Source organism: Acaryochloris marina S15, assembly GCF_018336915.1.
Classification (GTDB): domain Bacteria; phylum Cyanobacteriota; class Cyanobacteriia; order Thermosynechococcales; family Thermosynechococcaceae; genus Acaryochloris; species Acaryochloris marina_A.
In genome coordinates, this window is record NZ_CP064925.1 from 47,177 (window position 1) to 68,468 (window position 21,292).

The 21,292-nt window shown below is 44.1% G+C and carries 14 protein-coding genes and 1 pseudogene; 7 read left to right on the forward strand and 8 right to left on the reverse strand.

Going from position 1 to position 21,292, the window contains the following annotated elements; all coding sequences use genetic code 11:
• Window positions 1–57 precede the first annotated feature (57 nt).
• Both I1H34_RS33170 and I1H34_RS33175 read right to left on the reverse strand, forming a co-directional pair.
• On the reverse strand, window positions 58–351 hold the full coding sequence (locus I1H34_RS33170) for a hypothetical protein (protein ID WP_396124662.1): 294 nt from the start codon (window positions 349–351) through the stop codon (window positions 58–60).
• 40 nt (window positions 352–391) lie between these two features.
• Window positions 392–520 carry a hypothetical protein gene (locus I1H34_RS33175; RefSeq protein WP_396124663.1) on the reverse strand — a complete coding sequence of 43 codons (129 nt, stop codon included), beginning with the start codon at window positions 518–520 and terminating at the stop codon, window positions 392–394.
• A gap of 115 nt (window positions 521–635) precedes the next feature.
• On the opposite strand from I1H34_RS33175, the gene I1H34_RS28610 reads away from it, so the two are divergent.
• Entirely contained in the window at window positions 636–893 is a 258-nt protein-coding gene (locus I1H34_RS28610) for an RNA recognition motif domain-containing protein (RefSeq protein ID WP_212666748.1), read from the forward strand.
• A gap of 21 nt (window positions 894–914) precedes the next feature.
• Here I1H34_RS28610 and I1H34_RS28615 read toward each other — a convergent pair whose 3' ends face one another.
• A complete protein-coding gene (locus I1H34_RS28615) occupies window positions 915–1,355 on the reverse strand; it encodes a double-stranded RNA binding motif domain-containing protein (RefSeq protein WP_212666749.1) in 441 nt (146 codons plus the stop codon).
• A gap of 2 nt (window positions 1,356–1,357) precedes the next feature.
• Complete coding sequence (locus tag I1H34_RS28620; protein WP_212666750.1) at window positions 1,358–2,713, reverse strand: cytochrome P450; 1,356 nt, start codon at window positions 2,711–2,713, stop codon at window positions 1,358–1,360.
• Window positions 2,714–3,064: 351 nt separating this feature from the next.
• On the opposite strand from I1H34_RS28620, the gene I1H34_RS28625 reads away from it, so the two are divergent.
• The 3 genes from I1H34_RS28625 to I1H34_RS28635 are packed head-to-tail and all read left to right on the forward strand — an operon-like array spanning window position 3,065 to window position 9,749.
• Window positions 3,065–5,581: a two-partner secretion domain-containing protein gene (locus I1H34_RS28625; RefSeq protein WP_212666751.1), complete on the forward strand. Its 2,517-nt coding sequence runs from the start codon at window positions 3,065–3,067 to the stop codon at window positions 5,579–5,581.
• 8 nt (window positions 5,582–5,589) lie between these two features.
• Window positions 5,590–7,290 carry a ShlB/FhaC/HecB family hemolysin secretion/activation protein gene (locus I1H34_RS28630; protein WP_212666752.1) on the forward strand — a complete coding sequence of 567 codons (1,701 nt, stop codon included), beginning with the start codon at window positions 5,590–5,592 and terminating at the stop codon, window positions 7,288–7,290.
• On the forward strand, window positions 7,275–9,749 hold the full coding sequence (locus I1H34_RS28635) for a CHAT domain-containing protein (RefSeq protein WP_212666753.1): 2,475 nt from the start codon (window positions 7,275–7,277) through the stop codon (window positions 9,747–9,749). Before I1H34_RS28630 ends, I1H34_RS28635 begins: the two co-directional genes overlap by 16 nt.
• On the opposite strand, the gene I1H34_RS28640 is transcribed toward I1H34_RS28635, so the two are convergent.
• Genes I1H34_RS28640 through I1H34_RS28650 form a run of 3 tightly spaced genes read right to left on the reverse strand, consistent with a single transcriptional unit; the run spans window position 9,710 to window position 13,867 of the window.
• Window positions 9,710–10,675 (reverse strand): tetratricopeptide repeat protein, encoded by a 966-nt coding sequence (locus tag I1H34_RS28640; RefSeq protein WP_249370272.1) that lies wholly within the window; start codon window positions 10,673–10,675, stop codon window positions 9,710–9,712. The two genes, I1H34_RS28635 and I1H34_RS28640, sit on opposite strands and share 40 nt — an antisense overlap.
• 48 nt (window positions 10,676–10,723) lie before the next feature.
• On the reverse strand, window positions 10,724–12,463 hold the full coding sequence (locus I1H34_RS28645; RefSeq protein ID WP_212666754.1) for a serine/threonine-protein kinase: 1,740 nt from the start codon (window positions 12,461–12,463) through the stop codon (window positions 10,724–10,726).
• A 15-nt stretch (window positions 12,464–12,478) separates the two neighbouring features.
• The gene (locus I1H34_RS28650) at window positions 12,479–13,867 is read right to left on the reverse strand and encodes an NB-ARC domain-containing protein (protein ID WP_212666755.1); all 1,389 of its coding nucleotides are present in this window, start codon (window positions 13,865–13,867) and stop codon (window positions 12,479–12,481) included.
• Window positions 13,868–14,273: 406 nt separating this feature from the next.
• Between I1H34_RS28650 and I1H34_RS28655 the strand changes: the two genes are divergently transcribed.
• Window positions 14,274–14,888, forward strand: coding sequence for a ParB N-terminal domain-containing protein (locus tag I1H34_RS28655; RefSeq protein WP_212666756.1), 615 nt, complete (start codon window positions 14,274–14,276; stop codon window positions 14,886–14,888).
• 88 nt (window positions 14,889–14,976) lie between these two features.
• Window positions 14,977–16,059: a ParB N-terminal domain-containing protein gene (locus tag I1H34_RS28660; protein ID WP_212666757.1), complete on the forward strand. Its 1,083-nt coding sequence runs from the start codon at window positions 14,977–14,979 to the stop codon at window positions 16,057–16,059.
• Between the two features lie 273 nt (window positions 16,060–16,332).
• On the opposite strand, the gene I1H34_RS28665 is transcribed toward I1H34_RS28660, so the two are convergent.
• A protein-coding gene (locus I1H34_RS28665) for an IS630 family transposase (RefSeq protein WP_212661653.1) occupies window positions 16,333–17,330 on the reverse strand; the annotation gives its coding sequence in 2 pieces (ribosomal slippage) (window positions 16,333–16,877 and window positions 16,877–17,330; 999 coding nt in all).
• Between the two features lie 673 nt (window positions 17,331–18,003).
• On the opposite strand from I1H34_RS28665, the pseudogene I1H34_RS28670 reads away from it, so the two are divergent.
• Window positions 18,004–20,853, forward strand: a pseudogene (locus tag I1H34_RS28670) (plasmid replication protein, CyRepA1 family); the annotation flags it as partial.
• Between the last annotated feature and the right edge of the window lie 439 nt (window positions 20,854–21,292).

Genomic DNA, 21,292 nt, shown 5'->3' on the forward strand with positions numbered 1-21,292 from the left:
GACTGAAGAGTTTCCTGGGTCTTTTCAGGGAGTGTCAAGACTTTTGTGTAAGCCCAATCACCCCCAAATCCTCGCCACTCTCTCCCGCTCCAGCCCCATCTGAACCATCTCCCCGATCCTCTCCATTGTCTCACCAGGACGCAGCTCAATCACCTGCAAAACCTCAAAGTTCTCCTCAATCTCAACGGCGCACTCCAAGCAAAAATCAGGAGTAGCAAACGATTCCCTCACAAAAGGCTTCCCCGTTCCCGCAACCGTAATCCAGTACTGCCCGAATCCATTCTTGGCAACAGCCAGCTCCTCCAGCTCCCCTCGCCTCCTGGTCTGCTCAAACAAATTCTTCTGACCCAACTCCAGATTCCTGAATCGCCTCTCCAGGTCAGCCGATATACTAGGAATTCTCGGTTGACGGGAACTCTGTTTTGCCTAAAAGCTTCGGGGTGGGAGTAGCGGGCTTGGGTTGCTCCGGGGTGGTCTGGGGGGTGGGCTTGGAGTTGAGGCTGATGATTTGGGGGTTCATTAGCTTTTGCTGGATACGTTAGCATGATCATTGAGAGTGCCAATATCAAATCACCAGTTACTTCTCTGAAGTTGGCACAAAAACTTAAGCAACATACTACTTTGGATTATTTGTCATGTCGATTTATGTTGGCAACCTTTCCTATGAAGTTACTGAGGAAGCCTTAAACAAAATATTTGCGGAATACGGTGCTGTGCAAAAGGTTAATATTCCCACTGACAGAGAAACAGGCAAGATTAGAGGGTTTGGCTTTGTAAAGATGATTGACGAAACTGAAGCAGCTCAGGCCATCGAAGACTTGAACGGGGCTGAGTGGATGGGGCGCACCCTGAAAGTGAATATGGCAAAACCCCGTGCTAGCAAGGGAGGGTAACCCCTGCGAAATGGAGCCAGTTTAAGAAAGTAAACCCAACAACTCCCCCGCAGCCTTCACCTTTGCCTGCTTCTTTGACGGCCCCTCACCAATTCCTTCTATGCCCATAGCCCGCACTGCACAGCGAAAACCTTCCGGTATCACCTCAAACTCATATCTGGGCATAGAGATTTGCTGACGCTGGCATAACTCCTGCAATGCCCCAATCGGATTCTCCACCACATCACCAGGCAAGCTCATGGGTTCTTCTGGGTCTTCCTCCAGGTCCTCAGCTTCTTCCTGGCCTGGGTGCAAGACCCTCACCTGTTGCTCAGCTCTGAGAATAGCTCGGTTTCTGGCGCAATCTAGAAATTTGATCAATGCATCTTCAGGATCATCATTGGGGTAAAGGTAGGCGAGGAATCCAAGGTGTTCGGGGGTTAGGTGGATGGTCAGACTGGAGATTGGCTGATGGAAGGGCATGGTTAGAGGTTGGAAGACTCCAAAATCATCTTAATTCCATGTTTTGGACGCAAAGTTATTGACGGTAACAGCTCAATAGACTGGTCCGGGACAAGTTTGAAGTAATGTTGTTTTGAAATCATCGCTAGTATTAGCGTCGCCTCCATCATGGAAAAGGCTTTGCCAATGCAACTCCTTGGTCCTGCTCCAAAAGGGAAATAAGCACAGCGTGGCAGATTTAGTTCTAATTCACCCATCCATCGCTCAGGTGAAAACTTCTCAGGATTGTCAAAGAAGCGGGCATCTCGATGGACAATCCATTGACTGAAATAAACAGACGTTCCTTTCTCCAGCAAATAAGGGCCAATCATGCAGTCTTGGGCAACTTCGCGAGTCAGCGCCCAAGCTGATGGATACAGACGCATTGACTCTTTAAGAACCATCTCTGTGTAAGGCAAGAGGGGAAGGTCTGTGATGTCTGGTTCTCTTCCCTTCAGGACGGATTGCGTCTCTAAGGTTAGCTTAGTTGCAACTACCGGATTTTGAGCCAACAGCATTAGCGTCCAGGTTAGGGAATTGGCTGTAGTCTCATGCCCTGCTAGTAATAGCGTCATAACTTCATCGCGCAGCTCATCCATCGAGAGCTGATTACCATCTTCATCTTGGGTGGAGAGAAGACTTGACAACAAATCATCTTGCGGAGAATGACGACGCTCTTCAATGATGGACACTACGATCTTATTGAGGTATTTAATAGCCTGATTTGCTCTAAGATTACTCGGCGTAGGTATCCAAGTAGGAACTAAAAAGCTAGTCTGTCCCCTGTGATAGCTTTGAAGCATAATTGCTTCTAAGGCATCCCCAATCTCTAAAGCTACTTGGGTAACATCAACGCCAAAGAGAACTTTGGTAATCACCTTAACGGTAAGCTGACTCATCTCCTGGTGGATATCACGGACCTCTCCGTTCTTCCAGGTATTGAGCATCTCAACAGTGCTTTCTATAGCCGTAGCAGCATAGGCCGATATCTTGTCCTGAGTGAAGGCAGGCTGCATAAGACGCCGATGTCGTTGCCAGAGTTCTCCATCACTCAGCAGTAGACCATTACCAAGGAATCCTTTCAAAGAACGATAGCTAATGTCCTTAATAAAATGCTGATTTTTTTTGCTGAGGACTTCGGAAATCAGGTCAGGATGATGAAAAATATAGATATGGGTTGAACCAATACTTATCCTCTCTACATCTCCATATTCCTTAGCGGACTTGATCGAAAATTCGATCGGTTTTCGAGAGAACTGTATCAGTTGCCAGACAGCAGAGAGGCCGTTAATTCCTGGTACTTCATTGGGATAAGTAGGCGTAGGAGTACTAGTTGTCATAATTTACAGAGATCATTGATGAGCTGGAGTCAGGCAGCTAAGACTTAACAATAGGATCACACTCGCCAGATACTAGGTGGCTTAAAATACTGTGAAGAATAAAAATTCAATTTGGTTTACAAGATAGAAAAACTAAGTATTTTTATAAAGCATAGGATGAATAAAAATTCAGGATTGTACAGTTACATTACTTGATAACACTTAGTTTCTACAGGTATGCTTGTTGACGCTAGATTTTTTATTATGGAAATCTTTTTTGCTTCACGTAAGCATCTATATTCTTTCAAAGAAATGCTTAATAAACAGATGGCTATTTTTAAGCATCATTTAGTTAATATATAATGCATTTTCATGAATTCACTTAGATTTTGGAGTCATTCGTTATCATCTTTTTGCTTCATTCTAGTATCAACAGTCCAAGCGGATGCTCAGATTATTCCTGACTCTACACTTGGGGCAGAAAGTTCAATTGTTAATTCTATCAATGGCACTCCTAATACTAGGCTAACAGGTGGAGTAACTAGAGGTTCAAATCTTTTTCATAGCTTTTTAGAATTTAGTATTAACAACGGCCAGGGAGCTTATTTTGATACTTCTAATAATATACAAACAATTATAACGAGAGTAACAGGAAATAAAACTTCTCTAATTAATGGAGCTTTAGGTAACTTAGGAAATGCTGATCTCTTCTTTCTTAATCCCAATGGCATCATTTTTGGTCGAAATGCCTCTCTAGACCTCAATGGCTCCTTTATTGGTAGTACTGCAAATAACCTTTGGTTTAAGGATAAATCAATCTTCCCTGCTAATCCTTCGCTTAAATCTCTTGTACTTACTAGTAGCACCCCAAGTAGTCTTGAATTCTCAGAAAACCCTGGCCTTATCCAGATAGTTGGTGAAGGCAACAGACTCGCAGATTTCACGATTTTCCCACTATTCAATCCTTTTAATGTTCCAGCTGGACTTTCTTTAAAGCCGAATAATACTCTTGCATTGATTGGTGGGAGAATCTTAAGTCAAGGAGGAGTAATAAGATCCTCAAGTGGTCGAATTGAATTAGGTAGTATTTCCAGCGGTGAAATAGAACTCAATAAGATTAATTCAGGTTGGGCATTTGATTACTCAAATGTAAACTTATTCCAAAATATTGAACTCACTGAAAGATCACTTATTGATACTTCCGGTATTGTAGGTGGATCAATTAATTTACAAGGTCGAAGCATTACTTTAGACGGGGGTTCTACCGTCTTAATACAAAATCTGGGAGATTTACCTTCAGGGAATATCACAGTAAGTGCTTCGGAAAGTCTAACAGTAAGTGGAATATCTGATGATCCTCGTTTCATCACTCCTGTAATTGCTGCAATTGCCGGGGATGACTTAAATATTAAAATCCCTAGCACCTTCTTAACAGAAACTATTGGTCAAGGAGAATCAGGAGATATTAAAGTTTCCACCTCAAAATTAGTTGTTAATGATGGTGCTCAAATCCTTACAAGAACTTACAGTACTGGGGAGACTGGGAAGATAGATATTAAAGCTACTGAAACTATTCAAGTTTTAGATTTTGCACCAACTTTACCAGTGGTCTTTAGCAATATTAGTACTGCTACATTTAATTCGGGTGATTCTGGAGATCTAACGCTATCCGCCAAAAATATAGTTGCCTCTAACGGTGGTAGTATCGGTTCTGCTACTTTCAATATTGGGAATGGGGGAGATGTAAATATTAATGCAACAGACATTACTTTGACAGGGGTAGTACCATTTTTATTTATTCCTAGTGGAATTACTGGAGCTACATTTAGCTCCGGCTCCGCAGGTACAATAACAATCAATACGTCTTCTTTGTCATTAATAGATGGTGGTCGTTTAGGAACATCTACAGTTGCATCTGGTGATGCTGGTGAAGTTACGATTAATGCTGCTCAGTTTGTAAAAGTTAGTGGGACTGTTCCTGGCTCAATAAACCCCAGCATAATAGATTCCTCCGCTAATATTATTGATCCTGCCTTAAGAGTTGAATTAGGGCTGCCTGGAAGTCCACTGCCAATAATACCTAGTGGAACTGCTGGTGACGTATCCATCAGCACCCAGAATTTACTTGTTGATAATGGTGGTCTAATTAGTGTTCGAAATGATGGTCAAGGAGATGCAGGATCACTAACAATTGATAGCAAAAGAATTAGTCTGAATAATGGAGCTATTGTCGCTAGCACCAACGGCGGTAATGGTGGAAACATTGATCTTTTATCAGAGCTATTGATATCAAACAATGGCTTAATTTCTGGATCGGCTCAAGGTGATGGAACGGGTGGCAACTTAACTATCAATTCAGATCTAATCGTTTCATTCAATAACAGTCTATTTTCTGCAAATGCAGAGCAAGCAACAGGTGGAAATATTTTGGTTAACACTCAAGGAATATTTCTAGGTGAAGATAGCAAGATCACGGCTTCATCCTTATTAGGGGCGCAATTTACTGGCAATATCGAAGTCAATAGTCCCAACATAGATTTCACAAAGGCAACATTGGATCTAGCGATTAGACCTGAAATTGAGCGAGTGACAACTAGCTGTAATATCAGCCCTGGAGAAGCAGCGAGTGAATTCACTCGTCCTGGGTCCGGGGGGATTGCATCAAACTCTGATAGTTTTGGGGAAATTAGTGTAGCTACAACCAGTCAAGCTAATCTGCAAGCCCAACAAGAATATTATCTTGATCCAGAAACAGGGAAGCCAGAAAAATACCCCAACGTTGTTGGCTGGAAAAACAATCCAGATGGCACAATTGCATTTACTTCTGATCCAACAGAAGCAGTCCAAACTAAAGCGTTCTGCTCAAAAGCTGCCTCAAAAGAATCATAGGCAGATACATGTTTAATAGAAATTTTTTGCTGCTTAGTCTGGTTGGGCCATGTATCTTTTCGCAACCTGCTTTTTCTCAAGCACAACTTCTAAATCCATCTGATCTAACACCCAGGAAATCTCCTATACCAGATTTTCCAATACTACCTGAGTTAGATCCCTTACTGGAAAAACCTTCGTTACCTGAGCAAATTCCACCCGATTTTTTACAGGATTCTGTTGAGGTAGAAAGCTTTTTATTCAAAGGAGCTACTGTTTATCGTGACGAGGATTTACAGAAAATTTCTGCACCATATCTGGAAGGACCACAAAGTATTGTTGAGCTACAAGAACTCACTCAGGAAATTGTTGCTTTTTACGAAAATGCTGGATATGTTGCAATCTCAGCAGCTCTGGCACAACAGCAAAACTCCAAGATAGATCCCAGTAAAGCCGTCGTCACAATCCTGATCACGGAAGGTACTCTTGAGAACATTGATATCCAGGGAGCTAAGCGCCTGGAGAAGTATGTTCGGCAGCGATTGCCCAAGCTAAATTCAATAATTAACGAAGACACGATCCTAGAAGATATCCGAATACTACAAGCAGACCCACTGGTTGAGAAAATTTCAGTTGGTCTGACAAAGGGGTCTTTCTTGAATCGATACACCCTAAACGTTGAAGTTACCCCAGCAAAACAAAGGAGTCTAGTTCTTGCCCTCGACAACGATCGCCCTCCTACTGTAGATACGTTTCAACGCAGCATCGAATTCACAGATCGCAACCTCGTTGGATGGGGGGACAACCTCAACCTCAAAGTTAGCAATACAGACGGCAGCACCTCTGTTCAGTTTGCCTATTCTCTGCCAGTAAATCCCCAAAACGGCACCGTGGGTGTGAAATATTTCTACGGTTCGAGCAAGGTGGTAGAAGACCCTTTTGATGGACTGGATATCGAGGCTGATGCAGAGCTTTGGGAATTATGGTTTAGGCAACCCATTATCCAAAAAGCAACCACAAATTCAGTAGAAGAACTTGCATTAAGGATCGCATTCACTCGTGAATCCAGTGACTTCTCGCTATTGGGCATCCCTTTCCCGGTTTCAAGAGGTGCCGATGCATTAGGCCGAACCCGAACATCAGTTCTTCGCTTTTCTCAGGACTGGTCTAAGCAGAGCAATGAAACTATTCTCTTCTTGAGGTCACAGTTTAATTTTGGTCTAGATATTCTAGGCGCGACAACAGATGATGACGGTCCTGATGGTCGCTTTTTCGCGTGGAAGGCACAAGGGCTTGTGGTAAAACGATTGTTTGATGATTGGACAATAGCTTTAAGATCCGAGCTGCAACTTGCTGAAAGTACCCTCGTCCCTTCAGAGCAAGTCTCTTTGGGGGGATTCTCCTCTGTCCGTGGTTATCGCCAAAATCTATTGTTGGGTGATAATGGTTGGCTTAGTTCAATAGAACTAGGGATTCCCCTTTACTCAGGAGCCGTTGGTAATTTTAGGCTAGCGCCATTTTTTGAGGTCGGTACAGTTTGGAATAACGAGCCTCAATTTATTCCTACTGCAAATACCCTTGCTGCAGTAGGAATTGGTTTGCGCTATCAGCAAGGAGACTGCCCAAGTGTCCGTCTTGACTGGGGTATCCCCTTGCTAAACACTCCAGAACAAAGGCCATCTCTTCAAGAATCAGGCATCTACATATCAGTACAATGCGATATTTTTTAAACAGCCTTTTACTTTCAGCATTAATAGCCCTAGCAAGCATCCCTGCCCTGGCTAGCCCTATTGAGAAGGCAGAGCAACTTACCACTCAAGGGCATCAGCATCTACGACAGGGCAATCCTGGCAATGCGATTGAGACGTGGCTAAAAGCATTACAGATTTACCAAAAAGAGAATTCAGAAGATGGTGAGAAAAGTACTCTGATTCACTTGAGCTTGGCTTATCGAGCAAAAGGCCAGTATCCCAATGCCTGCTGGGTGCTGACGGATGCCCTAGAGGTAGACGACAGTGCTATTTGTCGCAACGTCAACCGACCAACCGCTGAAGAGGTTGCTACCGCCCTTCAAATCATTAAGGAACAGCCTGATACTTTACTGACTCTCAAAGCTTTGCAAGAGCTAGGCATAGTTTTACGAGTCATTGGAAATCTAGATGAATCTGTGTCAGTCCTAGAGATAGCTCTAGCCTCAGCTCAGAGACAAAATCTAACTTTTGAGCATTACGCACTTAGAATGAGCTTGGCAAACGTTCAAGCGGATCTTATTCGCCAAGCCCAAAATCGATTTTCTTTATCGGATAATCCACTAACAAAAGCCCAGTTTATTGAGGTTGCAACTTCAACGCTACCCGATGTCTCAAAAACGTATCTGGAACTAGCAGCAACAGGGCCAAGATTCCTCCGAGCAAGATTGAATTGGCTCAAAATTTTCTTATCCATCAACCAATGGGCTAATCAAGATCCGACAAATCCTGAACTATCTGCGTTGAGAAGCAGCCTAATTCCTGGCTTGGATTCCACGCTGGATAAAGCCTTAGTAGCGGATTACTCGAAAGAATCACCGATCCAAAGTGTATACAGCCGAATCAAATTAGCAAAATACCTTCTGGAAATACAGAAGAGTGATTTACCTGTAACCACCGAGAAGCACATCCTCATCCTCGCTTTTGAACTTGCGAATTCAGCTAGGAACGATGCACTGAGTCTAAAAAATGAGCGGGCAGAGTCCTTTGCTGTCGGAGTAACGGGCCTACTATACAAGACTACAAAGCAGAACGATTTTGCACAAAGATCTTTCAAGGCTGCGAGGGATTTAGCGGTATCAAGCAACTCTGCTGATTCTGCCTATGAGTGGGAATGGGAGCTAGCAAAACTATATCAAGCGCAGGGTCAAACCCAGGATGCAATCTCAGCCTATGAACGATCAATCAAAAACCTTGATCAGGTTAGAGGTGATCTGCTCCCTATTGACTCTGAGCTGCAATTCAGATTCGCAGACAAAGTTAAGCCCGTTTATCAACAATACATCAGCGTACTATTGGAGTCTGATACGCCAAATTTAGAGAAAGCTGTATTAACAAACGAGCGGCTGCAAGTTGCTCAAATCGAGAATTTCCTGCACTGTGGAAAGCTAGTTTTCGTCTCCACAACCCAAATCGAGAATGCACCAACTACAATCCATGTTCTGGAACTGGAAGACAGTTTTGAGATACTTGTACCCAACAACGGGACTTGGGCAAGGTTCTCAGCCAATGGGGAGCGGGTCAGAGGTCTTGCTAGTAAAATCTTAATAGAGCTTCAAGATGAACAATTTTCCAGCACTGAAGACGATTCCTTGCTAGCAGAATCCCAAGCACTTTACCAGCTACTACTAGACCCAATTGAGAAGCAGGGGCTATTGCCAGAACAGGACGACACGATTGTGTTTGTCACTGATGGAATTCTTAGTAATATTCCCCTATCAATGCTCCATGATGGCAAGAAGTATTTGGTCGAACGATATAGTATTGCTACTAATCTGGGCAGACTGCAAGCTCCTGAAGCGGTTAGTCCCCAGCAGCTCAAATTACTGATCACAGGGATATCGAAAGCAAGCCCTAGCCTAAATGCTCCTCAAATTCCGTCAGGGCTGGATGTCTTATCGGAAACAGAAGAAGAAGCCACTCTGGTTAGCAGTAGCAAAATAGAATCATCTACTTTACTCAATAGCAAGTTTACTGCCAACAACTTAAGAAGAAAGTTGAGTGGCGATTACAATGCGTTGCACATTTCCACTCACGGGCAATTTTCTTCAGATCCAAATCAAACGTTTTTACTGGCATGGGATAAACCCGTCCCATTACAAGAGCTTGATACCATCATTAGGCAAGGAACTCAAGTTGCTGCTAATAACTTGGAGCTACTTTTCCTGAGTGCCTGCCAGTCTGCAAAAGGTGACCAGCTATCTAGCCTGGGTATTGCGGGTGTGTCAATCCAAGCTGGTGCAAAATCAACAGTCGCATCCTTGTGGCTAGTTGATGCTGAATCTACTGCTCAGCTTGTAGGAGACTTTTACAAATCATTGGCAAATGGAAAGACGAAAGCAGAGGCCCTGCGAAAAGCTCAATTGGCACTATTGGGTAAACCTGCTACTCGCCACCCTTACTACTGGGCACCATTTGTCTTGTCGGGAAGCTGGCTTTGATATTGATCCAGAGCTTGCAAGCCAGCTTGAGCTTTCTCTAGGGCAACTTGATTATTCTGAGACTTTGCTAACTGCATAGCCTTCAAGTACTTCTCTCTAGCTTCATCCAGCAACCTTACATCAATAAAGCGTTCTGCCAACACCGTAAATATTTCCGGGTGACTACTTCCTGCCTGTATTCTGGCCTCTAACACTTTAATACTTTCGTCCAGTACACCTTTGGACAGATAGGCGGCATTGAGATCTAAATATGCCTCTCGGTCTGGATCGAGCTTAAAGCTACGAATTAGTCCAATCATCTGCTGAAGATCTTTCGCGTCTTCGGTCTTCAGCAAGCGGAATATAGAAGAATCCGCAACAATCGGAACCTCATTTTTATAGGCAATCACGTTGACCTTATAACGATTCCCTGGACTCAAAGGAGCGTGTTCATCAGGATATTCTAAAAACGCTGATGTAGTGGTTTTTGACCACAAATTTTTCCTGGGAGATCCAAACTCAAACCGATATCTTGTTGCACCGTCAACAGCAGACCAAGAGAACTGTGGTCGGGGTTCCAGTAGCCAACGACCATAAGGGGTGATTATTCTTGGCTTTACTGCACGGCTACCACCTTTCCTTCGATTACAAAAGCTACGAGAAGGGAGAGGGCATTTTTTAAGGTTGGAATCCCTGGTCTGTTTTTTAGGCCGACATTGTTGCTCGGATGGATTGAAGTAGCAGAGGACAAAGCTACCTGATATTTGCGAAACAATCTGATCGCCACTACAAAGCAATTTACCGACGAGATTCTGCTGACTCGCCTTCAAGATTCGGCCAATCGGTTCACAGGTTTCTTTCTTGGGCTGCGATTGAGCTACAGCCGAAGCAGGCCAAATAATTTGTGAGGCCAACAGAATCAGGGTTGTTTGCTTCGCAAGATTCATATGTTGGGAAAAACACCTATTTCTTTCTTCGTTAAATAAGATTATAGGCTATGGCTCTGGGAACAAGCGATTGAGTACGAGGCTCTTCCATTCATCTACCTCTGGTAAAGATGAATCGAGTTGTAGACAAGTTTTCCAAGCTTTTTGTGCCAAGGGCTGTTTACCTTGCTCTTGATAGACTTGGGCAATAAGACAGTGGGCTGCTGCCATCTCGGGATCTAGGCTAGTTGCTTGTTTTAAATGATCTTCAGCTTGCTCGTGCTGTTCAAGTTTGAATTCTGCCCAGCCCAGATTTTTCAACAGCAGCGCCCTATCTAAGTCTCTTGCTGCAGTCTCCCCTACCACTCTTGTCACCAATTTCTTTGCTTCAGCATAATTACCCTGCAATATTTTAAGGCGCGATAGATTATTGGCCGATCCGACAGCTTGGGCATCCGTAGCATTCTCAATCACCCGTCTGTAATATTTCTCGGCTAACGTAGCGTTTCCTTGATCCTCATATAGGCTAGCCAGATTGAAAGTCGAGATCCAATAACTGGAATTTACTTGAGCTGCTTTTTTGTAGTTTTCGATAGCACAAGGGAGATCACCCTCGACCTGACAGATAATACCTAGATTGTTGAGGGTTTCTTCGTTGTTGGGATTCAGATTTAGAGCTTTTGCATAATTCTCTTTAGCTGCACTCAGTTGATTGTTCGATTGCTCTACATACCCCTTGTAAAAGTAGTGTTCTGCCATAGACTGACTGTAGAATTCCTTCCCCTCTTTGATACCTACGTATCCCAGTACAGCGATACAGACAGCAAAAACCCCTAAACCCAATTTGAAATATGGAGATCGGCTGGCTTTCTCCCAAAGCTCCAGCTTTTCAATGTCTTGAAGGAGGTACTTAGTGCTTTGATGGCGATCTCCTGGTTGGATCGCCATCATTTTGTCCAGCAGATTAGCCAGTTTGCGATCCAATCGAGGTAATTTATCTCGCCAAATAGGTTCTCCTGTTTTCTTGTCGATAGGTAGCTTATAAGGCTGAACCCCTGTCAGTACCTCAATAATGGTGCGTCCCAAGGCATAAAAATCTGACTGGGGCAGCGCTTTGCCGTTGACCTGCTCTAGGGGGGAGTACCCCATGCTTTGAATTAAAGTAATGTCGTCAAAGCGCTCAGTAATACCGTCAGTGTTCTCAGGTGTGGCTAACTTAGCAATGTACGTTTCCGTGATGGGCCTAATAGCACCAAGATCTATTAATGCCAGCTTTCCATCTGGCCTCACAATTATGTTTGACGGTTTGATATCTCGGTGAAAAAAGCGCTTTTCATGAATTGCATGGAGGATTTGAGCCAGTTGCTTCAGCCAATCAAAAGCTTGATGAGGAGATACGGGATCATGAGTTTTCAGCCATTCCTTAAGCGTCACCCCCTCTATTTTTTCCATCACAAATCCATAAATCTCACATGGATCTTGTAATGGGTTTAATTTTATTTTGAAATACTCGTACCACTCTGCTCTCGGCACACACGGATGCCGAATACTTCTAAGTGCTACATATTCACGCTCAAACATTGTGACTAGCTTTGGCTGAACATCCTTGAGGATTTTTATGATCTTGACATCCTCATCCCCTGCCTGCGCCTCAAAAACCTCTGATCTCCTTAAAGGATGGAGATCGCCCAATGGTTTTAGTAAGCGATAGCGATCTCCTATCAGCAAGGAGGCCCCACAGTTTTGACATTGATCCAATTGGTCTGGATTTAGTCGTTGATCACATATAGGATTCGGACAATAGCTCACTGAACAAGAACCCTACTAAACTTTCTGGGAAATTCGCGCCTTCACAGCTCCAGACGGATCTGTAAGCAGATATTTCCTAATGACGGGAGGCATCCTAAATTCCAAGGCTTTTGCGGTGAATTCTTTCTCAATAACTGAACGCTCAGTGAGAGAATTCAACGCTTCCAGGATTTGAGACTTTGATGTGCTAAATTGCTGTTCATCAATTATGTGCGTAATCAAGCTATCCAGCGTAATTGAATCATCAATTTCTAACTGTTGAGCCATAAGAACTAAGATTTGCATCTCTAAAAGGCTAAGTCTCCCGCCTATCCCAAATTGCTGATCAAATCTAGAAGGGAAAGAACTACCTAGCCATATAGTTTCATATTCAATAAATCGACTTATTTTCCCATCGAAAAAGTCTTTAATTCGGTCTGCTATATTGTGGAGTGCAAGAGGATTTCCACGATACTGGTCAGTAATTTTTAACCAATCATCTCGCCCTTGCAAAGCATACTCTTCATATATTTCAAGTGATTCACTAGCAGAAAGACCTGTTAAATGAAATGTTGTAACTGGTTTTTTAGCTTGGCTAAGCTCATCCAAGTCTTTGAAATTTTCTCTACTTGTTAAAACTACAACACTATTATGAGATTCCTCTACAACTCTTCTTAGTAAATAGCCGTAGCCAATATATTTTTCACCGTAAGGATTAATATTGTCACCTTTTAGAATAGAGTCAGCTTCGTCTAGGATTAAAAAGCATCTATTTACTTTAAGGAATCTAATAAATTCATCACTCGAATAATCTTTGTCTCTATCCTTAGAGTCCTGATTAATATCTTGAATAATATTTTGGTATAAATCTTCTAGATGAGGACCATGATAAATTGACTTCCAGATATAATAATCAAATTCATAATCATCCGACCGACTAACTAAGTCTATTAGCTTTGCTGCTAAGGAGCTTTTACCTATACCCACTTGCCCTGTAATAACGATACAGCGGCTATCTTGTGTTCTCATGAGTAATTTTTTCAGCTCTGATGATCGACCATACAGCTTCTCAGTAGAAGGTAGGTAATCAATATTTGACTGCGATCTACCAGCGTTCCAAACCCGGTCATCTCCAGGTAGAACACCAACTGTATCAATTAGCTCTTCAACAACATCCTTGATATAAGGCTTGCCAATTCGGTATTCCTCTCCTAATATCTGCTGGAGAAATCGCCATAATCCAGGGCCAGCAGTATTTTGTAGGTAAGCTTTTTCAAATCGCGAGTCAGCCGCTAACGCTTCGTAAGACAATCCTTTTATTGAGCCATGCAAAATACACCGCTCAACCTCGGTAAGCTTTTTTCCCCGTATTTTTAGGGATTGACTATCAACCCAAGTGTAGAAATCATCAAGCGTTAAAGCCATCTCAGTCCTTGCATATATTTTCTGCTAAATATTTAATAGGTTGGTGACAATAGTATAGATGGAAATCAGTAAAGTATTAAGTAATCATTTTATCTTAATGCGACTTAGCAAGAGACTGACACTCTTAAAGGATTTCTGAGAAGTGGGTTTAATGTTCCTCATTAGATCTTTGGTAGGTAGCGTAAGAGACTGAAACCTCGTCTTTCCATTGGGCTAGATGACCAGAAATCTTTCCTGGAGATTTTTTGACGTTTTCTGAGCCAATAACTCATAGCAATCTGTATGTATTTCAGGGTAAAGCACTAATTATCATCAGCATGGTAGCAAGTGATCGACAAGTATGATATTAACTTAATAGTACCTAATCACTACTAAGCCACTATTTTCTGTAAATGGAGTCAAGATTATGCAGGAAAGCTACAATTCCACTGCCAATCAGAGTCAGCCACAGCTAGTAAAACTCTCTCAAATACAGCTAGATCCTGAGATCCAACCCCGACAGCAGCTCAATCAGGAAGTGGTCACTGAATATGCTGAAGCTATGGGGCAAGGGACTACGTTCCCGCCTGTGATTATTTTCTACGACGATTCTAGGTACTGGTTAACTGATGGATTCCACCGAGTAAAAGCTAAGGAGTCCATTGGCGGACATGAGATATTAGCAGAAGTGCGATATGGTTCTCGTCGTGATGCAATACTTTTTGCAGCAGGAGCAAATTCAGCATATGGCCTTCAGAGATCCAATGCCGATAAGCGCAGAGCAGTTGAGAGATTGATCCTTGATGAAGAATGGTTTAGATGGTCCGATCGTGAAATTGCTAGGCGGACATCTGTGAGTCAACCGTTTGTGAGTAAATTGAGGAACCAGTTCCTTGAAGGTGATAACCGTTATCAGATAAATGTAGGCTTGGATACATCTTGTAGATTAGCTTGTCGCAATGGAAAATCATACAACGTTAATGTTGCCAACATAGGCCAATCAAAAAGACTGAAGACATCACCTTCACTTCACTCAACTTAATAAAAGCGCTCAAATTCTCCAGAAAGGTTGTTGCTTATAGGTTGGCATGGTTTTATAACGATATCCTGTTATCTACCGTTAGCCTTGAATGCCGCCTAAACAGATCCCCGTCGAATCTTCAAAATCCTCTGCCCAGTCAATTGAGATAGGTAAAATTCGCACGGATGGCGGAACACAAGCTCGCTATCAACTATACGAAGAAGTAGCTGCTGAATATGCTGAAGATATACGCTTGGGTAAAGAATATCCTCCAATCATAGTATTCTTCGATGGCAAAGAATATTGGTTAGCTGATGGATTTCATAGGGTAGAAGCAAGAAGAATGCTTAAGGAGAAGAAGGTTGATGCCGAGGTGCATCTTGGGACGCAAAGAGATGCTGTGCTTTATGCCGTTGGAGCTAATTCAACGCATGGATTACGCAGAACAAATGCTGATAAACGCCGAGCTGTGGAAAGACTTCTACGTGATGAAGAGTGGAGTCAATGGAGCGATCGTGAAATTGCTAGGCGAACATTTGTGAGTCAACCATTTGTGAGTAAACTACGAGCTGAGCTGGCTGACGATTCAGCGAACTCAGAATCCATGATACGTACTGTACAGAGAGGAGGGACGACTTATGAAGTAGACACTACAAATATTGGGCAAAATGCTAATCAAGAGAAAAAATCTGCTAAGCGTCAACGCTCAAAAAAACAAGATAAACAAGCAACGATAGAAGGCAATGTCAGCTCATCTAAGCAAGTTAAACAAGGAGAAACTTGGAAACTAGGAAAATCACATTACCTGTTTTGCGGAGACTCAGACTCCAGTAATTTTCAAAGACGTTTGCCTACTGAAATTTCGCTACTCTTAATTTTCACTCAATCTTCAACCCAATGGCCTAAAATCATGCCGCCCAATGTGATAAGTGCCTTATCTTTCTGCAGTCCTTTTATAGGAGAGATCCGCCTAGATGATCTTCGGCCAGTTGTAGAGAAAATCCTAGAAAGTACAACAGATGCAGGTGATACAGTTCTCATGTTCAACCTGCCCGATCCCTCGATTTATATTCTTATGGATAATCTTGATTGCTCTTGTTACTGTGCAGAAACTGATCCCCAACGCTGCACAGATGCTCTTACAGCATGGTCTATTACAAATAAACCAGCGAAAAAACTATCGCCTAACTGAGGACAATGCGCCATGAAAAGCCTTCAGAAACAATATAATCAGACTTTGGGAACTATAGCGATCACCTATCAAGCTTTTGTTGTATGATCGCGTTAAGCATTTCCTAGTACATAAATATCTTTTTCAGCCAGCCCCTACTTTCGGCTCTTAGCTATAAGGTTGGTGTTGCCCAAAACCATCCAGACTTTGATTAGCATTTATCTAGTGCCAGCAGTAGTAACAGCTATTGCAGCCCCAGATCTATCTTGAGAACAAACTCAAAAACATAAGCACTTAGCTAAAATTAATTACATAATCATCGCCATAGGTTTTCAAAACTCTTTCCACATATTCGACCAAAGATGACCACCCCCAGTAGGCACTCATTTCAATCCACTGATATTTCATGAATTGCCACAGACGCTCAATCAAATTTAGATGGGGAGAATAGCTTGGTAACTCAAACAAGGTAATTCCCCGTTCGGCCCACTCTGCCTTCATCTCATAGATTGCTTGGCTCGTATGGATAGGGGCTTGATCCATCACAATGACGGTGGGCAACTCCACGTCAGTAAAGAAGGTATCAATGCAATGACTGACAACCTCACTGGTGATGGTCTGTTCTGATGTATAAGCATGTAGCCCTTGTCGTCGACTCAAAAACCCCAGAACATTCAAGCGTTTACTTGAACGAGTCGGTATTTCCAGATAAGTCCCTATGGGTTGCCATCCGTAGGGAATACAGGGGACTAACGAAAAACCACTCTCATCCATAAAGAATAGGTGGATGTCTCCCTTCTCTTCTTGTTTCTTGAGATGTTCTAACTGCTGTTTTTTTCGAGGTAGTCGGCATATAAAGGCTGGCCTGATGTCCCTTGGCGAAAGCGATGCCAGCTCATATCCATCTGCTTCAAGACGCGTTTAACGGTGGCCTTTGACACGCGCACTGACCACTGCTGTTCAATCTGAGCTAGCACCCGATTGAGTTGGATGGGAGATGCCTGAGTCCACTCATAAATCTGCTGTTGTTGGTCGGGATTAAACATCGGTTTTCGACCTCGGCCTGGGCGATTATAGAGTCCTGCAAAACCACGGTTATTCCAAGCCTTAAGCCAGTTGTACACGGTTTTAGGACTCACACTAAAAAGGGAGGCTAAGGTGTAGGGACTCACACCCTGGGCAGACAAAATGAGGCAATGGGCGCGTTGTCTGACCTGATGATGGCGACTACAGCGATAAATCCGATGCAATAAGCGTAAGCTTTCGGTGGAGATAGGACGGACAATTGACATCAAATCAATGGATGTAAAAAAGAGGACTCAGGTAGTTTACAACCTGGAAATTCTATGTAATTAATTTTGTCCATCTGCTTATCTTGACACTTCCCCACACGTTTTGGGTTGTGTCTCTCAGTATTTAAATAGCCTGAATGCTTGATCGATCAACGCTTTCAGTGTATTTGTACTCTAATACTTAAAGATTATGGAGGTAAGAATCATGTAAGACCATTAAACGTTAAAAAACCCCGACTGGTGGAAGAGTCAGGGCTTTTAAGCGTCCAAGCACTCCCAATACCAGGGGACTTAAACTTGATGCTATTTGCTTGAGCATGGGTTTGGGCCTCCAAAGGAGCCGTGTGTTTATTTTAGCTTATGACACATACAGGTCAAGTTTTCTATGGAAAATTTGTGACCAAACGGCTCCCTACTCACTACATCTAGGGAATCCAAGTCATGACTTCACTCCCCCTATCCCATGCCTGGGAGCTAGCCCATGTCTAGCTTTCATCGCTATAGCAACCGTAACGGCAATATCTGTCCCATCTGCAATGGCTCACGGGGTAAGCCCGACTGCCGAAAGTCTTTTGACCCTTCTGACGCCGAAGACTCAGGCATCTACTTTTGTCGAGGCACTGACACCCAGAGCGGTTACCACTTCGTTGGTTTCGACACTAACGGCTTTGGTATGTTTGTCACAGAGACAGCCCAAAATGCCCAGAGCCAGGACCAATGGCAGAAGAAGAATCTAGAACGCCAAGCCCGCCAGGAAGCTGAGCGTCAAGCCAAACTTGCTAAGCTTCTACCCACCCCAGAACGAGATCGGCACTTCCGCAGAATCGCCACCAATGCGGGCTTGGGTTCTCGCCATCGTCAGCATCTCCAAGAGAAACGGGAACTTACGAATGAGCAGATCGATATCGCCATTGAGCAAAACCTATTCTGGACTTGGCAAGACAATGCCCAGGTTGCGGGCTTACCCCTGAACCTCCCTGGTATCAATCCATCTACGGGCAAACTGCGGAAGTATTACCGGGGATTAGCGATTGCAATCCCCAATGTCCACGGTGAAATTGTTGGCGCACAAATCAAGCCTGATTTTGGTAGTAACTATTTTTGGGTTTCCTCTGACAGTGACAAACTAGACATTCCCGGTGCTGGCCCACACCTCCCCAACGGAGAGCAACCCATCGCCGTTCACCGAATCTCTGAATCATCTACCGTGGGCCTGGTAGACTCAGTAACCTTCAAACCCTTCCTCGCAAGCCAGAGACTAGGAATCTCCTTCATAGGAGCCGCAGGGGATAACTTTGCCTCTAGTCCCGAAACGTTGAAAGAGACTCTAGACGAACTGGCTCCTGAAACCATCGTCTTTTACCCGGATGCTGGCGATATTTCCAACCCCCACATCACCAAAGCCATCGAGAAAACCATTGCCCTGGTTGAGGAGTGGGGATACAACCTAATCGTTGCCTGGTGGGGGCAAGTCTCCTACGACGATGACTGCGACATCGATGAGCTTCCCTTAGACCAAATTGACCAAATCCAGTACCTAACCCCTACGGCCTATCTGCAACTGGCCCAAGCTGCGATTCAAGACCAGTGGAGAATCCAGCAGGAGAAACAGGCTCGAAAAACCTGGGATAAATCCCGGCAATACACCCCCACCCAAATCATTGATGAGCAATGGTTTACCGCCAATCCCCAAGATTTAGCAGAAGCTGATATCTATGCTCTTAAGTCGGCAATGGGTACGGGCAAGACTGAATGGTTACGCCAATACTTTGACAGCGTAGATATTGGAGCCGTCGCGATCGGACATCGGAATTCTTTGCTCCTCCAGTCCTGTGAGCGCTGGCCTAATTTCTATCATCTACACTCAGACTCAGCCCATCAGCTCGTTGCAGATCCCCATTCTCGGATTGCCTGCTGTATCGATTCCCTCAGCCGCTTTGAAAACAAGGATTTTGAAGGTAAAGTGCTTGTCCTAGACGAGAGCCTGAGCGTCGTCCTCCATAGCCTTATGAGTGGCACCCTCATCGGCAGGCGGGACCATTGCCTAGCCAAGCTCCAATCTGCGATTGAGAGTGCCGCCCTGGTGATTCCAATGGACGGCAATAACTCTGATGTCGTCGTGGATTATCTGGCTCAATTACGAGGTGGGGGAAATGTCGTTAAAGTCCTCAATACCTTCCAGCGGAAGACGTTGAGGATTGAACTACTCGACAAGACCTATACCAGTAAGGGTAAAGCCATTGACGAGAGATCGCCTGTTCTCCAGCTTGCTCTAGACACCCTAGTTTCTTTGGATCAATCTCCTGAACACTGCGCCCGGTCCATCGTGCTGTTCAGTGACTCCCAACGCCAATGCCAGATTGCAGAAGAAATCTTTGAGATGCGCGGCTATTCTACTTTGCGGGTGGATTCTAAAACATCTGCCAGTACAGAGGTCAAGGATTTCCTCAAAGACCCAGACGCTTATCTAGAAGAAACTCAACCACGAGTTCTGATCTACAGCCCCACTGCTGAAAGTGGCCTGAGTGTCGGTATCAAAAACTATTTCTATAAAGGCTTTGGTCTGTTCTTTGGGGTACTACCCATCTCATCCATGACCCAGATGATGCAGCGGGTCCGTGACCTGGGGGAGATTGCTATCTGGTGCCGCAAGTATGCCTTTAGTGAAGAGTATGACGGCAATCGCTCTCCCTTTCCCAAACGAGTCAGAGAGCTGATGATGGACTACATTCAAGCCGATGCCATCGCCTCAATGACCGGGACAGATCGGGAAGCAGCCACCCAACAATGGTTTCAAAAGCTATTGCAAGCCCTCGATGACCCACACCTGACCACACACAATATCCTGGCTGCGGCCCTTAACTATGAACAGCAACACACATGGGAATGCCTCAAGGCTGTCCTGATCGAGGCAGGTCACCATGTCGCCATCATCGACAAGCTGCAATCAGATCATCTCAAAGCTCAGTCCACAGAAATTAGAGAACGCATCCTAGACACGGATGCCGCCACTATTTATGACGCAAAGGACATCACGATGGAAGCTGCTATACGCATCAAGTCTCGCTGGAGTTCGAGCTTAGACGAACGCTGGAGCTGTGAGAAAGCATTTCTGCAACATCGGCTCCCTGGCATCCAACTTACGGAAATTTGGGGACCAGAGCTAATCAAAGAGCTGTTATTCAAGAACCGTACTCTTATCCCATCTCTAGAACGTTGGTGGCTACTCAATCACATGGATGCAGCCCAAGAACGCAGTAGAACACGCTGGGAGCAATTGATGGAGCAAGAGCAATCCCCTTTTCTCCCAGACATCCGCAGTGACTTTGCCATGCTCCAAGCCATGCAGGACATTGGCTTACTCCGACTGTTTGAAGGGGAGACAACCCTCAATGAAAACTCAGAGCTGATTCAAGAGATTTACAAAAAATGCAAACGTCGAAAGATATCCACAGCCCTACGCCGAAGAGTGGGACGACAAGGATCGATGGAGTTTGTAGCACGACTCGCCAAGCTGATTGGAGGCACCACCCAAGCTGAGCAGAGTTGGGTTAGGGATGAGAACCGGGGCAAACGCAGCTATCTCTTCCATCCCCCTGAGATAAATGAGGTCAAAACCGTCCTCTTGGCCTGTATTGACCAGCGATTAAATAAGTATTGCTCAGAATCTGCTGAAACCACTGATAGCAAAGGGGAAGAAGCGGCAACAGCTATAGCCCAAAATTGTATAGATATAAGGGATGTTGTAGCCAATGAAATGGATTTAGATCCATTGGATGATGTAGAGAGTGTTGCATCAGAGAATGAAGTGATTCCATTCCCCTTGAATTCCTCATCGGTTCCTATAGAAAGGGGAAATGTTGTCTGTAGGACGAGCGACGGCTCAAGGTTTCGGGTCAAGAGCATCACTGATGGGCGGGCTTGGTTGCAATGGTTGGATCAGTTCTCGCCCAAGGTAGATA

Excerpts from the sequence above, each read along its gene's own strand:
- I1H34_RS33175 (WP_396124663.1), bottom strand. The coding sequence starts at position 520 with ATGAACCCCCAAATCATCAGCCTCAACTCCAAGCCCACCCCCCAGACC.
- I1H34_RS28610 (WP_212666748.1), top strand. The coding sequence starts at position 636 with ATGTCGATTTATGTTGGCAACCTTTCCTATGAAGTTACTGAGGAAGCC.
- I1H34_RS28615 (WP_212666749.1), bottom strand. The coding sequence starts at position 1,355 with ATGCCCTTCCATCAGCCAATCTCCAGTCTGACCATCCACCTAACCCCC.
- I1H34_RS28620 (WP_212666750.1), bottom strand. The coding sequence starts at position 2,713 with ATGACAACTAGTACTCCTACGCCTACTTATCCCAATGAAGTACCAGGA.
- I1H34_RS28625 (WP_212666751.1), top strand. The coding sequence starts at position 3,065 with ATGAATTCACTTAGATTTTGGAGTCATTCGTTATCATCTTTTTGCTTC.
- I1H34_RS28630 (WP_212666752.1), top strand. The coding sequence starts at position 5,590 with ATGTTTAATAGAAATTTTTTGCTGCTTAGTCTGGTTGGGCCATGTATC.
- I1H34_RS28635 (WP_212666753.1), top strand. The coding sequence starts at position 7,275 with ATGCGATATTTTTTAAACAGCCTTTTACTTTCAGCATTAATAGCCCTA.
- I1H34_RS28640 (WP_249370272.1), bottom strand. The coding sequence starts at position 10,675 with ATGAATCTTGCGAAGCAAACAACCCTGATTCTGTTGGCCTCACAAATT.
- I1H34_RS28650 (WP_212666755.1), bottom strand. The coding sequence starts at position 13,867 with ATGGCTTTAACGCTTGATGATTTCTACACTTGGGTTGATAGTCAATCC.
- I1H34_RS28655 (WP_212666756.1), top strand. The coding sequence starts at position 14,274 with ATGCAGGAAAGCTACAATTCCACTGCCAATCAGAGTCAGCCACAGCTA.
- I1H34_RS28660 (WP_212666757.1), top strand. The coding sequence starts at position 14,977 with ATGCCGCCTAAACAGATCCCCGTCGAATCTTCAAAATCCTCTGCCCAG.